Annotated in this window: 11 protein-coding genes; 7 read left to right on the forward strand and 4 right to left on the reverse strand. The window is 68.0% G+C overall.

Features of this window, described 5'->3' with window-relative positions; genetic code table 11:
• A complete protein-coding gene (locus OHB24_RS33595) occupies positions 1-756 on the forward strand; it encodes a metallophosphoesterase (protein WP_327634911.1) in 756 nt (251 codons plus the stop codon).
• The gene (locus OHB24_RS33600; RefSeq protein ID WP_327634912.1) at positions 753-1,886 is read left to right on the forward strand and encodes an NAD(P)-binding domain-containing protein; all 1,134 of its coding nucleotides are present in this window, start codon (positions 753-755) and stop codon (positions 1,884-1,886) included. Before OHB24_RS33595 ends, OHB24_RS33600 begins: the two co-directional genes overlap by 4 nt.
• Here the strand turns inward: OHB24_RS33600 and OHB24_RS33605 are convergent.
• Positions 1,883-2,866, reverse strand: coding sequence for a helix-turn-helix transcriptional regulator (locus OHB24_RS33605; protein WP_327634913.1), 984 nt, complete (start codon positions 2,864-2,866; stop codon positions 1,883-1,885). The two genes, OHB24_RS33600 and OHB24_RS33605, sit on opposite strands and share 4 nt — an antisense overlap.
• Before the next feature lie 59 nt (positions 2,867-2,925).
• Between OHB24_RS33605 and OHB24_RS33610 the strand changes: the two genes are divergently transcribed.
• On the forward strand, positions 2,926-3,321 hold the full coding sequence (locus tag OHB24_RS33610) for a RidA family protein (protein ID WP_327641135.1): 396 nt from the start codon (positions 2,926-2,928) through the stop codon (positions 3,319-3,321).
• A gap of 53 nt (positions 3,322-3,374) precedes the next feature.
• Here OHB24_RS33610 and lpdA read toward each other — a convergent pair whose 3' ends face one another.
• Positions 3,375-4,772, reverse strand: a complete 1,398-nt coding sequence (lpdA, locus tag OHB24_RS33615) for a dihydrolipoyl dehydrogenase (RefSeq protein WP_327634914.1) — start codon at positions 4,770-4,772, stop codon at positions 3,375-3,377.
• Positions 4,773-4,924: 152 nt separating this feature from the next.
• Here lpdA and OHB24_RS33620 point away from each other — a divergent pair, with 152 nt between their 5' ends.
• Both OHB24_RS33620 and OHB24_RS33625 read left to right on the forward strand, forming a co-directional pair.
• The gene (locus tag OHB24_RS33620) at positions 4,925-7,060 is read left to right on the forward strand and encodes a peptidoglycan DD-metalloendopeptidase family protein (protein WP_327634915.1); all 2,136 of its coding nucleotides are present in this window, start codon (positions 4,925-4,927) and stop codon (positions 7,058-7,060) included.
• 20 nt (positions 7,061-7,080) lie between these two features.
• Positions 7,081-7,539 (forward strand): PGPGW domain-containing protein, encoded by a 459-nt coding sequence (locus OHB24_RS33625; RefSeq protein ID WP_327634916.1) that lies wholly within the window; start codon positions 7,081-7,083, stop codon positions 7,537-7,539.
• Here the strand turns inward: OHB24_RS33625 and OHB24_RS33630 are convergent.
• On the reverse strand, positions 7,507-8,688 hold the full coding sequence (locus tag OHB24_RS33630) for an FAD-dependent monooxygenase (RefSeq protein ID WP_327634917.1): 1,182 nt from the start codon (positions 8,686-8,688) through the stop codon (positions 7,507-7,509). The two genes, OHB24_RS33625 and OHB24_RS33630, sit on opposite strands and share 33 nt — an antisense overlap.
• Before the next feature lie 86 nt (positions 8,689-8,774).
• Here OHB24_RS33630 and OHB24_RS33635 point away from each other — a divergent pair, with 86 nt between their 5' ends.
• Positions 8,775-9,464: a TetR/AcrR family transcriptional regulator C-terminal domain-containing protein gene (locus OHB24_RS33635; RefSeq protein WP_327634918.1), complete on the forward strand. Its 690-nt coding sequence runs from the start codon at positions 8,775-8,777 to the stop codon at positions 9,462-9,464.
• Here OHB24_RS33635 and OHB24_RS33640 read toward each other — a convergent pair.
• Complete coding sequence (locus OHB24_RS33640; RefSeq protein ID WP_327634919.1) at positions 9,445-10,341, reverse strand: helix-turn-helix transcriptional regulator; 897 nt, start codon at positions 10,339-10,341, stop codon at positions 9,445-9,447. The genes OHB24_RS33635 and OHB24_RS33640 overlap by 20 nt on opposite strands.
• Before the next feature lie 182 nt (positions 10,342-10,523).
• On the opposite strand from OHB24_RS33640, the gene OHB24_RS33645 reads away from it, so the two are divergent.
• Positions 10,524-13,301, forward strand: a complete 2,778-nt coding sequence (locus tag OHB24_RS33645) for an alpha-L-rhamnosidase (protein WP_327634920.1) — start codon at positions 10,524-10,526, stop codon at positions 13,299-13,301.
• Positions 13,302-13,325 lie beyond the last annotated feature (24 nt).

Raw genomic sequence — 13,325 nt, forward strand, 5'->3', positions numbered from 1 at the left:
ATGTACGTCATCGCGCACCTGAGTGACCCGCATCTCGACGGCTCGGACGAGGCGCGGTCGCGGCTCCGGCGAATCACGTCGTACCTGCAACAGTTCCGCCGTCCGGTCGACGTCGTCCTCGTCACCGGCGATCTCGCCGATCACGGCCTGCCGGAGGAGTACGCCGAACTCGCCGAGGAGCTGAAGCTGGACGTGCCCGTGTTGGTCCTGCCGGGCAACCATGACGTGAGTACGCCGTTCCGCGACGGGCTCGCGTCGTTCGTCGACGCGTCGGGTGCGGGACATCCGATCCATCAGGTTCGCCAGGTCGGGAAGGCCCGCTTCGTCCTGCTCGACACGACTGTCCCCGGTGAGAACCACGGGCTGCTGCCGGAGGAGTCGCTGGCCTGGCTGGACGGCGTACTGCGGGAACCCTTCGACGGACCGTTGTTCGTCGCGTTCCACCAGCCGCCGTTCAACCTCCATCACCCGACGATGGACCAGTGGATGCTCCGCACCCGCGAACCCTTCGCCGCCGTCCTTCAAGACAAGCCGGTCACCGCGTTGCTCGCAGGCCACGTCCACAACGCCATCACAGCAACCTTCGCCGGCATCCCCCTCTGCGTCGCCCCCGGCATCCGCTCATCGGTCCCCCTCCCCTTCGAGCCTGAGAGCCCAACCGGATCGCTCGTAGACCCCACAACCGAACCCGGCTTCGCCCTCCACATCCACGTCCCCGGCGAACCCCTCCAAACCGTCTACCGCTACCCGCGATGACGGACCGGACGGATCTGCTGGTCGTCGGTGCGGGCCCCTATGCCTATGCTGCGGCCGCCTTTGCCCGCGACAACGGCATCGAGACCCGCGTTGTCGGCCACCGGATGGGTTTCTGGCGCCACCAGATGCCGGCTGAGATGTTCCTCCGTTCGGGCACCGACTGGCATCTCGACGGCAACGGCGAGTACACGTTCGAGGCGTACTTCGAAGACCGGGGGCTGCGTCCCGAAGACTTCGACCCGATCCCGATCTCGGTTTTCCTCGACTACACGGAATGGTTCCGCGAGAGCAAGGGGCTCGACCTCGACGAGCGCCTCGTGACCAGCCTGACCAAGCCGAACGCGGGCTTCGTCGCAACGATGGACGACGGTGCGACGATCACCGCGGACAAGGTCGTTGCGGCACCCGGCGTCGGGTACTTCCTCAACCTTCCGGAGTGGTACGCCGATGTCCCGCCTGCTCGCCGCTCGCACACGTCCGAACTGGTCTCCTTCGATTCGTTCGCCGGTGCCCGGGTCGTGATCATCGGCGGCCGGCAGAGCGCCTACGAGTGGGCGGCCTTGCTCTGTGACCACGACGCCGACCAGGTGGACGTGGTACATCGCCACAGCACGCCGACGTTCGCCAAGGTGAACTGGGGCTTCGTCGACCAGTACGTCGACCAGACGCTGGCCCACCCGGGATGGTGGCGAGGCCTCTCAGCCGAGCGGCAGGCAGCGATCGCTGCCCAGTTCTGGCAGGTCGGGCGTCTCACCCTCGAACCCTGGCTGGTGCCGCGAATCCCCGACTCCGTCGTGACCAGCCATCCGGGGTGCGCGGTGGTCGATACGGCTGTCGGCGACCACGACGTGACGCTCATGCTCTCCGACGGCACGGCGCTGACAGCCGATCATGTCGTCTTCGCTTCCGGTTACCGGGCCGACCTTGCCCGCGTGCCGTACCTGGGCGGTGTTGTGGAACTGGTCTCGGCAACCGAGGGATTCCCCAACCTGACGGAGGGCCTCGAGACGTCGTTGGCCGGGCTCTACCTGACAGGGTTCTCGTCGATCCGCGACTTCGGCCCCTTCTACGGATTCACCAAGGGGTGCCCGTCGGCCGCACGCATCGCCATCGCCGACATGATGCGCTAAGCGTGCGGAAGTGAAGGGTCGGCGTAGCGGCTCGCCATTGTGGTGGCTCGGCTGTGCAGGGCGGTTCGGAGGGATTGGGGGGCTAGGGCTTCGGCGTTGGCGCCTAGTTGCCAGAGAGCCCATTCGGCGTGCCACGAGTCTTGGAAGGTCAGTTCGAGGCGGAGCCAGCCGTCGGGGTCGGGCGCTTCGGCTCGGACGGCTACTGCTGCGTTCAGCAGGTCTTCGCGGCGTACTGGATTGACCCGCACCAACACGGTGAGGTGGCCGTCGGAGAGGAATTGGGCGGAGCGGTCGCGCCAGATGCGGTCCAGGTCGACCTGGTTCGGGCGCTCGGCAGGTTCGGGAAGTTCCTCGGCGGCCTGCATCCGCGAGAGTCGGTAGGTGCGGTCCTCGCCGCTTCGTCGAGCCAGCAGGTAGCCCCGGTCGCGGACGGTGACCAGGCCGATCGGGTCGACTGTGCGCCACTGCGGTTCCTGGGCGGTGGCGGCGTACAGGATGCGCAGCTTGTGTCCGGCCAGCACCGCACGCCGTACCTCGAGCATCGCCGCGTCCGGCACCTCTTTGGTGATCAGCCGGCGCGAGAGCAGATCTGTCTCCGGGTCGACCAGGATCCGCTGAGCGGCCTCGCTTGCGGTGGTCCGATGAGTTTCCGGGAGCGCGTCGACGACCTTGCGCATCGCCGAGGCGAGCGCCGCGCTGAGACCGAAGACCTGCTCACCGCGCCCCGAGCCGGCGGTCAGCAACGCCAGTGCCTCGTCGTGATTCAGCCCGGTGAGCTCGGTCCGGAACCCAGGCAGCAACGCGAATCCGCCGTGCCGCCCGCGTTCGGCGTACACCGGAACGCCCGCAGCAGACAGCGCCTCGATGTCCCGCAGCACGGTGCGGGTCGACACCTCCAGCTCGCTGGCGAGCACGTCCGCGGTCAGCCGGCCGCGTTGACGCAGCAGCAAAACCAGCGAGACCAATCGGTCGGCGCGCACCCGAAAACAATACCTGACGAAGGGTGTCGTGATTTGTTGGAAAGCTCGCCAACATGACGATTGAACGAACCGCAGTCAACCCGGTCCCCTGGTCGCTGGAGCTCGGCTTCAACCAGGGCGAACTGGTCTCCGGACACACCCGAACCCTGTACTGCTCCGGACAGACCGCGATGAACGCCGACGGCAAACCCGAGCACGACGGCGACCTGCCCGCACAGCTGGCACTGACCCTAGACAACCTGGAGGCGGTACTCACCGAGGCCGGCATGACCCTCACAAACCTCGTCCGCCTCAACGTCTACACCACAGACGTAGACCTACTGTTCCCCCACTACGGCCTACTGGCCGGCCGCCTAGCAGCCGCCGGAGCCACCCCCACCACCACGATGCTAGGCGTAACCCGCCTAGCCATCCCCGGCCAACTGGTCGAACTAGAAGCTACTGCCGTCGCCTGAGAGGTTGGGGAGGATTTTGCACCCAGAACGGGATGAAATCCTCCCCGCTCCGGCTAGAAGTTGATCATGTGGCCTTCGAGGCCGTGGAAGGCTTCTTGGAGGGCCTCGCTGAGGGTGGGGTGGGCGTGGACGTTGCGGGCCAGTTCCTTGGTGGTGAGGTCCCACTTCTGGGCGAGGGTGAGCTCGGGGAGGAGTTCGGTGACCTCGGGGCCGATCAGGTGGGCGCCGAGAAGTTCGCCGTACTTGCTGTCGCTGATCACCTTGACGAAGCCGGTCGGGTCGCCGAGGCCGTGGGCCTTGCCGTTCGCGGTGAACGGGAACTTGGCGACCTTGACGTCGTGGCCGAGCTTGCGGGCCTCTTCCTCGGTGTACCCGAAGCTGGCGATCTGCGGCTGGCAGAACGTCGCCCGCGGGATCATCGCGTAGTCGAGCTCCATGGTCTCGTGGCCCGCGATCGTCTCGGCCGCGATCACGCCCATCGCCTCGGCCGCGTGCGCGAGCATCAGCTTCGCGGTCACGTCGCCGATCGCGAAGATGTTCGGCACGTTCGTCCGGCAGAGGCCGTCGACGTTGATCGCGCCGCGCTCGGTGAGCTGTACGCCGATCTTGTCCAGGCCGTAGCCGTCCACGCGAGGCTGGAAGCCGATCGCCTGCATGACCTTGTCGGCCTCGATCGTCTTCTGTACGCCGTCCTTGCCGGTCACGGTGACCTTGACCGAGGCGCCGGAGTCGTCGATCGAGTCGACCCGGGTGGACGTCAGGACGTCGACGCCGAGCTTCTTGTACGCCCGCGCCAGCTCCTTGGAGACGTCCGGGTCCTCCAGCGGGACCATCCGGTCCAGGAACTCGACGATCGTCACCTTCACGCCGTAGTTCGCCAGCACGTACGCGAACTCGACACCGATCGCACCCGCGCCGGCGATCACGATCGAGCCGGGCAGGTCCTCGGTGAGGATCTGCTCCTCATACGTCACCACGCGCTCGCTGAGCTGCGTGCCCGGCAGCAGCTTGGTGGTCGCGCCGGTCGCCACGATGCAGGAGCCGAACGTGACGGTCTCCGACGAGCCGTCGTTCAGCGTCACGTCGAGGGTGTTGGCGTCGGTGAACGAGCCCCAGCCGTCGAACTCGGTGATGTTGTTCTTCTTCATCAGGAAGTGGACGCCCTTGACCCGGCCGTCCGCGACCTTGCGGCTGCGCTGCACCGCGGTCGGGAAGTCGAAGGTCACCTCGCCGCTGATGCCGAAGGTCTTCGCCTCCGTCCGGAAGATGTGCGACAGCTCGGCGTTCCGCAGCAGCGCCTTGGACGGGATACAGCCCACGTTCAGGCAGACACCGCCCCAGTACTTCTTCTCGATGATGGCGGTCTTGAGCCCGAGCTGGGCAGCGCGGATCGCCGCGACGTACCCACCGGGACCGGCGCCGAGGACAACAACGTCAAAGTGCGAGGCCATGCAGTGAACTTTAATAGGTCCCACCAGCCGATCCGACGCCGAGGCGGCAACTGTGGCCCGCCTCATGGTCACGGTGTGTACATCGGGGTTCCGCGCGGACCGTACGCCGCCTACTCTGGCCAGGCGCGTGAGGCGAATTCCATGGGGGACGGATGGATCTGGGCAGGCGTCGTGGGCTGCGGCTCGCGGCACTCGGCACATTGCTGGCGGCTGTCGCCGTACCGGCGTACGCCGACGATCCCACGCCCTCGACCACTCAGCCGCCGCCTGCCTCCGTCACCGACGTCAACCGCTCCCTCGAGCAGCTCCAGGCCGAAGCCGCCGCCGTCCAGGCCGACTTCGCCAAGGCCACCATCGCCTACACGAAGGCTCTGAAGGAGGCACAGACCGCCGAGGCGGCCGCGAAGAAAGCGGAGGCCAGTGCGACGGCCTCCAAGGGCCTGTCCGACGAGGAGCGCCGCCGGCTCGGCGTGATCACCGCGCAGGCGTACCAACTGGGCATCCCGACCGTGATGGGCACCGAGTCGATGCTCTGGTCACTCGCGCCGATCGCCGAGAACCTGCAGGAGATCGCCGACCGGCAGACCGCGATCACCCAGCTCGGCAGCACCCAGGTGTCGCAGTACAACAAGGCCATGGCCGCCGAAGCCGAGTCCAACCGGCTCAAGGCGGACGCGACCACGAAGCGCACCGCCGCGAACGAGTCCGCCGCCAAGGCTCAGGAGCTCAGCAATCAGGTGCAGCACAAGGCCGCCAGCGCCTCTGCGGCGATGGCCGACCAGACCGCCGATCTCGACATCGCGTCCGCCCTCTCGAAGCAGCTCCAACTCGCGCGCAACCAGCAGGCGCTCTCGCGCTGGCAGACGTACCTGACCGAGCTCGCGGCCACGAAGGTCACTCCCCCGGCGGCCGCCGTACTCAAGAATCCGAGCGCGCTGCCGACCGGGCTGGCACCGCTGACCCGCCGCGGGGCAGCCGTCCCCGGTGTCGCATCGGTGTCCGTCGCCGGCCGCACCGTGCGCGTGATGTCGGCCGAGACGATCCGAGCGGTCAATCAAGCCTTCAGCCTGGTCGGAAAGCCGTACGGCGTCGCCGCGACCGGCCCGGACGCGTACGGCTGCCTCGGAGCGGCCCGCGTTGCCTGGCAGCCGTACACGACCCTGCCGAACCTGGTCGGCAAGGTCTACCCGGGCTACCAGGCCGTCCCGAACGCGCAGATCCAGCCCGGCGACCTGCTCGTCATGGGCAGCAAGTCCCTCGGCCTTCTCCACATCGGCATCGCGCTCGACAACGGCGAGATGATCGCCGCCGACGAGTCGAAGGGCTCGGTCGTCGTCACGACGATCCCCGACAACCTGTACGCCGCACTCCGCCCGACACTCGGCGCCCCGACCAAGCCCCAGGTCGCACCGGTGGCAACATCCGAGGCGTACGCGTTCCGGTGCGGCAACACAGCCACGTCGTACGACGTCGGTTCGGGCTCCTGGAACTGGCCGCTGCCGGACGGGACCTACGAGATCGGTACGCCGTTCGGTCAGTCGGGATCCATGTGGTCGACCGGATTCCACACCGGCCAGGACTTCCCGGCTGCAGTCGGTACGACGGTACGCGCGGTGACCTCCGGCGTCGTACGCGTCGAGCACCCCGCCTGGGCCGGCAACCTGGTGCGGATCGACCACGGGAACGGCCTGGAGACGCTCTACGCCCACCTGAGCCGGGTCGACGTCGCCGACGGCCAGCAGGTCACGGCCGGACAGCAGATAGGTGCCGTCGGCACCGAAGGCAACTCGACCGGGCCGCACCTGCACTTCGAGGTCCGGCTCGGCGGCGACCCGGTCAACCCGATGCCGTTCCTGGCGACCGGATCCGCGAGCACCGGGTGGGGCGGCTACAGCAACGGCATGATCCCGTCCGGCAAGCTGTGCGCGATCGGGTCGGGTCACATGCTCAGGTGCGACGCCGCCGCGGCGTACCTGAAGCTCGCCACGGCCTACCGTGCGCAGTTCGGCAAGTCACTGTGCATCACCGACTCCTACCGTTCGTACGCGTCCCAGGTCAGCCTCTACCAGCGCAAGCCCTCCCTGGCCGCCCTGCCGGGCACGTCCAACCACGGCTGGGGTGTCGCGGTCGACCTTTGCGGGGGCGTCGACAAGTACAACACCACCCAATATCAGTGGATGAAGTCGCACGCGTCGGCGTACGGCTGGGTGCACCCGGCCTGGGCCGACCAAGGCGGTAATCGGGAAGAGCCGTGGCATTGGGAGTTCGGCAACCCGGCGAGTGCCTGAACGCCCGGTACTCTGGGGGCGTGGCCGAGAAACAGAGTCCCGACCGCACCGATCACAACATCACGCTCGATGCAGCGGACGACCGGTGGGAATGGCGGAGAAGGATTCGCGAGAATCCGAGGAAATTGCTCTTCTACCGCATTGGTGTGGGCGTTCTCGGCGGATTGCTGATCATTGCCGCGCCGTTGACCGGCTGGCTGCCGGGACCGGGCGGGATCCCGTTGTTCATCGCCGGTCTCGCCGTGCTCGCGAGCGAGTTCGAGTGGGCCCAGCGGCTGCTGTACCGGGTCAAGGACTGGGTGAAGGCACTCACCGCCTGGACCGGCAAGCAGCCCGCCTGGCTGAAGGCGCTCGGGACGCTTGCGCTGTTCCTTTGCGTGCTCGTCGCGATCTGGCTCTACATGGCGGTGCTCGGCGTGCCGGGCTGGCTGCCCGACTCGTGGGAGTCATTCCTGCACAAACTGCCCCTGCTGCATTGAGTAGGTAGGTAGTTCGACCAGTTCGCTCATGTTCTGGGCCATCTTGAGCATCTGGTTCAGGAAGAACGGCCGGTCGAGGATCTTGTTCCGCGCCGCGATCCCGAACCGGGTCGCCGGCGCCATGAACTGGCCCGCGCGGCTGCCGTCCTGGGTCTTCGACACCGACTTCCGCAACCGCTCCTCGTAGCGGTCGAAGGCGGTCCGGAAGTCGCCCTGTGCCAACTCCCCCGCCAGTACGTAGGCGCCGACCACCGCCGTACCGGTCCCGAGCGCGCCGAACGTCGCGCCGTACCCCGCGTCGCCGAGCAGCACGATCCGGTCGGTCGACCAGCGGTCCACGCTGACCCGGCTGATCGAGTCGAAGTACAGCTCCGTTGCTGCCGGCAACGCTTCGAGCAGCTCCGGCACGTGCCAGCCGAGGCCGCTGAACTGGTCCCGCAGGATCGCCTTCTGCTCGTCCAGGTCCCGCCGGTTGTACTCCAGCTTCGGCGACTTGAACACGAACAGCGTCCCCGCCAGCGCCGGATCGCGACGGTCCGCGCCGACACTCGCGAGTTTCCCGGGCACGTTGTACATCAGCGTGTCGCCGGAGATCCCGAGCGTGTTCGGCACCTCCCAGCCGCCCACGTAGTAGTCGAGGTGCCGCTCGACGACCTCCTCCGCCGGCCACGCCAGCCGCCGTACGACGGAATGCATCCCGTCCGCGCCGATCACCAGGTCGTACGTCTCCTCGATACCGCTCTCGAACCGCACGTCCACGCCGTCCGCGTGCTCCTGCAGGCTCGCGATCGAGTCGCCGAAGCGGTACGTCGCCTGCTCGCGGCTGTGCTCGTACAACACCCGCGACAAGTCTGCCCGCAGTACCTCCAGCTCCCCACCCGCGAACTCGGCCGGCAGCCGCATCAGCTTGCGGCCCGACTCGTCGACGAACCGCATCGCGTTTCCACCGGTCTGCAGCGCCCGCAGGTCATCGAGCACGCCCATGCGCTCGAGGACGGTCGTGAACACCTCGCCGCGGAAGTCCACCGCATACCCGCCCTGTCGCAGCGCGGGCGCGATCTCGACCACCGTCACGTCGTGTCCCGCGCGGCCCAGCCAGAGCGCCACCGAGGGGCCCGCCACGCTCGCACCCGAAACCAGAACCTTCATCATCGCCTCCATCGAGAGTAACTGTGTCTGCCGGACACAGTAATGTGTATGGTAGACACAGTTCAAGTCGATAGCGAAGGAATGCGATGACCGAACTGCTCTGGGGCAAGGAACCGGCCCGGACGCGCGGGCCGAAGCCGGCGATCACGCTGACCGCGATCGCCGAGGTCGCCATCGCGATCGCGGACGCCGAGGGCCTCGACGCGGTCTCGATGCAACGCGTCGCCGGTGAGCTCCCGGTCACGAAGATGGCGCTCTACCGGTACGTCCCCGGCAAGACCGAACTGGTCGCGGTGATGAGCGACCTGGCGATGGGCGGCCCACCGGACCGCCCCGACCTACCGTGGCGCGAGGCGCTCCGCACCTGGGCGATCGACCTGTACGCCGGATTCGCCCGGCACCCGTGGCTGCTGCAGTCCACCATCGGCCGCCGCCTCCTCGGCCCGAACGAGCTCGCCTGGGTGGAGCGCGGGGTCGCGGCGTTGACCGGCACCGGGCTGAGCGGCGGCGAGCAACTGGACTCGATCCTGGTGATCACGAGTCACGTCCGGAACATCGCGCAGCAGTCCACGACCTTCCCCGGGCACACGACCGGACTGACCGAGGAGGACTGGCAGCAGTCGCTCGCCGAGATCCTCACCACCGAGGCGGACCGGTTCCCGCATCTGACCACCGCGATGCGTACGTCGGCGGGCAGCGAGAACCAGGGGCTGGAGTTCGGCCTGGCGCGGATCCTGGACGGCCTGGAGCTGCTGATCAGTGACCGGACGGACTGAGCCGGATTCCATTGAAACGTTGCCGATAGGCCGATGCGGACAGGCCGTAATGGGACTTGAACCGGCGGGCGAAGTAGTTCTGGTCCGGCCAGCCGACCGACTCGCCGATCCGGTTGATCGGCAGGTCGGTGTGCAGCAGGCGATCGGCCGCGAGCTCGACGCGATGCCGCGACAAGTACGCCATCGGCGGCAGCCCCGTCACCGACTTGAACAGGCGCACCAGGTACCCGGGCGCGAGGTGCAACTCCCCCGCCAGATCGGTCAGCGTCCAGTACCGGGCCGGGTCGGCCTCCATCATCCGCATCGCGTCGACGACGGCGGGATGGGTGTACTCGCCGCGTTCGTCGGTTTCCGCGACGGTTCGCGCGACGCAACTCAGGTACAACGACAGCCAGCCGATCAACTCGCCACGGTGCCGGCTCAACGGCTGGTTCCGTAGCCGGCGCAATCCGTCGAGGTGGCCGACCGCCTCCTGCACGGTCGCCGGGTCGAGATGTGTGCCGATCATGCCGCGGCGCTGGGCCGAGAACGGACCGGTCCACAACAGATAACCCAGCAAGGGATCCTCGCGCGCCCAGGCGAGCTCACGCCGGACCAGGTCGGCGGAGAAGCAGCAGTTGTAGACCTCGAGCCCGTCGCAGTCGACGTACTCGTGCCAGACCCCCGGCCGCAGCAGGATCGCGTCGCCGGCCTGCAGCCGCTGGCGTCCGGCGAGGCTGTGATGAACGCCCTCACCGCCTGTGACGAGTACCAGCTCGAAGAAGCTGTGCGTGTGCAGCGGGTGCGCCTTTTCGTGCAGGTGCGTACCCGCGTGCACCACCGTCCCTTCGACGAAGTGCAGCACGGTCCCGCGGGTCCTCACCGGCTCGTCCGACATCACGTCACGATACGAGCCGAAGTGCAGATCGTGCTAGACCGAGTGCACATCGGGCTAGTAGCCGGGGACTACCGGTCGCAGGATCGGGGAACAGGCGAAACGTCCTCGCCGGCCCCTCAGCCAAAGTTCGAGCGTTTTGTCAGAGCACCCAATGAATCGTTTCACTCGTCTCTTGGAGTCTCATGTCGCAACTCGCCGCACCCACCGCCCTCCGCTTCGAGCATCAGCCTGCACCCGTAGTGGGCCTAGGCACCGCGAGCCCGCGGATCTCCTGGCAGGTCCCGGCCGCGGACGCCGGCTACGCGCAGACGGCGTACGAGGTCGAGATCACCACCGGAACCACAGAAGTCTTCACCGTCCAGTCCCCCGACCAGATCCTCGTGCCCTGGCCGGGTACGGCGCTCGCGTCGCGTGAGTCCGCGCAGGTTCGGGTCCGCGTCCGTGGAAACGAAGACTGGAGTGACTGGAGCGAGCCCGCGACGGTCGAGGTCGGGCTGCTCACGACGGACGACTGGACTGCCCGGTTCGTCAGCCCGAAGAACAACCCGCACGGCTCCCCCGCTCCACTGATCGCCGGTACCGCGGATCTCCCCGACGGCGTCGTGAAGGCTCGCTTGTACGCGACGTCGCACGGCATCTACATCCCCGAGCTCAACGGGCAACGCGTCGGCACCGAGGAGCTGGCGCCCGGGTGGACGTCGTACCAGTTCCGGCTCCGCTACCAGACCTATGACGTGACCGAGCTGGTCCAACCTGGTGAGAACACGCTCGAGTTCCTCGTCGGCAACGCCTGGTACCGCGGCCGGATCGGCTTCCAGAACCAGAAGCAGCTGTACGGCGAGCGCCTCGCCGTCCTCGCGCAACTCGAGGTCACCACCGAGGACGGACAGGTCCACAACTTCGCGAGCGACGGCACCTGGACCTCCCGGGAGAGCAACGTCCTCGCCGACGACCTGTACGACGGCCAGACCACGGACCTGCGCAAGAAGCCCGGAGAGCGTTCTCTGGTGGATGTTCTCGACGCCGACCTGAACCTGCTCGTCGCCCCCGACGGCCCGCCGGTCCGGATCACCGACGTCCTGCCCGCGCTCGAAATCACCACGTCCCCGGCCGGCAAGACCCTCGTCGACTTCGGCCAGAACCTCGTCGGCCGCGTCCGCCTGACGGTCCGCGGTCAGGCCGAGGGCGACGAGATCGTCCTGCGGCACGCGGAGGTCCTGGAGAACGGCGAGCTCGGCGTCCGCCCCCTCCGCACCGCGAAGGCCACCGACACCTACATCCTCGCCGGACCGGACGAGGTGACCCTCGACTCGCCGCTCACCTTCCACGGCTTCCGGTACGCCGAAGTAACGGGAGTGAGCGCTCTCTCGAAGGACGACATCGAGGCCGTCGTCGTCGGTACCGACCTGCAACGCACCGGCTGGTTCGAATCGTCCAACGAGTTGCTCAACAAGTTCCACGACAACGTGGTCTGGGGCATGCGCGGCAACTTCGTCGACGTACCGACCGACTGCCCGCAGCGCGACGAACGCCTCGGCTGGACCGGCGACATCCAGGTCTTCTCCCCGACCGCGACCTTCCTGTTCGACACCGCCGGCTTCCTCACCAACTGGCTCGCCGACCTGGCAGCCGAGCAGCACAAGGACGGATCGGTGCCGTACGTCGTGCCGGACGTGCTGCGCGACCAGCACCCGGCCACCGCGGCTTGGGGTGACGCGGCAACGATCGTGCCCTGGGTGATCTACCAGCGCACGGGCGACGCCGGCCTGCTCGCCCGTCAGCTCCCGAGCATGCGCGCGTGGGTCGACAAGATGACCGACCTGGCCGGCAGCAACCTGCTCTGGTCCGGCGGCTTCCAGTTCGGCGACTGGCTCGACCCGACGGCCCCGCCGGAGAACGCGTTCAAGGCCAAGGCCGACGCCGACGTGGTCGCGACCGCGCACCTGGCCCGCTCGGCCGAGGTGGTCGCGCGGGCCGCCGAGATCGTCGGCCAGCCCGACGTCGCCCGTCAGTACGCCACGCTGGCCGACGGCGTCCGGAAGGCCTTCGCCACCGAGTACGTCACCGCCGGCGGCCGGGTACTGAGCGACGCGGCAACGACCTACGCCCTCGCCCTGCAGTGGGCCCTGCTGCCGACCGAGACCCAGCGGCACGGCGCCGGCGAGCGCCTCGCCGACCTCGTCCGGACGTCGAGTTTCCGGATCAGTACCGGATTCGTCGGAACGCCGCTGATCTCCGATGCACTGGCCGATTCCGGACATCCTGACCTGGCATACCGCCTCCTGCTACAGACAGGTTGCCCGTCTTGGCTGTACGCAGTGACGATGGGAGCCACGACGGTCTGGGAGCGCTACGACAGCATGCTGCCCGACGGCAGCATCAACCCCGGCGAGATGACGTCGTTCAACCACTACGCCCTCGGCGCCGTCGCCGACTGGATGCACCGCCGCGTCGCGGGACTGGCCGCGGTCGATCCTGGCTACCGGACCTTCGAGGTACGCCCACTCGTCACCGAGCACCTGACGAAGGCCTCGGCCAAGCACCTCACGCCGTACGGCGAGGCAGCCGTGGCATGGGCCCGTGACAACGGTCAGGTCACGCTGTCCGTGACGGTGCCGGTCGGATCCAAGGCCAGCGTCGCCGTACCCGGACAGGACGAGCCGGTCGAGGTCGGTCACGGAACCCACGAGTGGACCGCCGACGACCCGTACGCCGAGACGCCGGGCGTGCCCGCCGACGCCACGATCCGCCAGCTCGTCGACAACGCACCGGCGTGGACCGCGATCATCGCGGCCGCCGTCGAGGACGAGGTGGTCGCCGCCGACACCGACCTCGCCACTCGTCTGGAGCGCTACCTCGACAACCCGGCCGCCGAGCTGATCCCCGTGCTCGGCCGCTTCCGCAAGAACCCGGACGCCCAGGCCCTGCAGGCCGAGCTCGACGCACGACTCACCCACTAACCCAACTCACCGACCGCCCCGCTG

Origin of the sequence: Kribbella sp. NBC_00482, assembly GCF_036013725.1 — a bacterium.
Taxonomy (GTDB): domain Bacteria; phylum Actinomycetota; class Actinomycetes; order Propionibacteriales; family Kribbellaceae; genus Kribbella.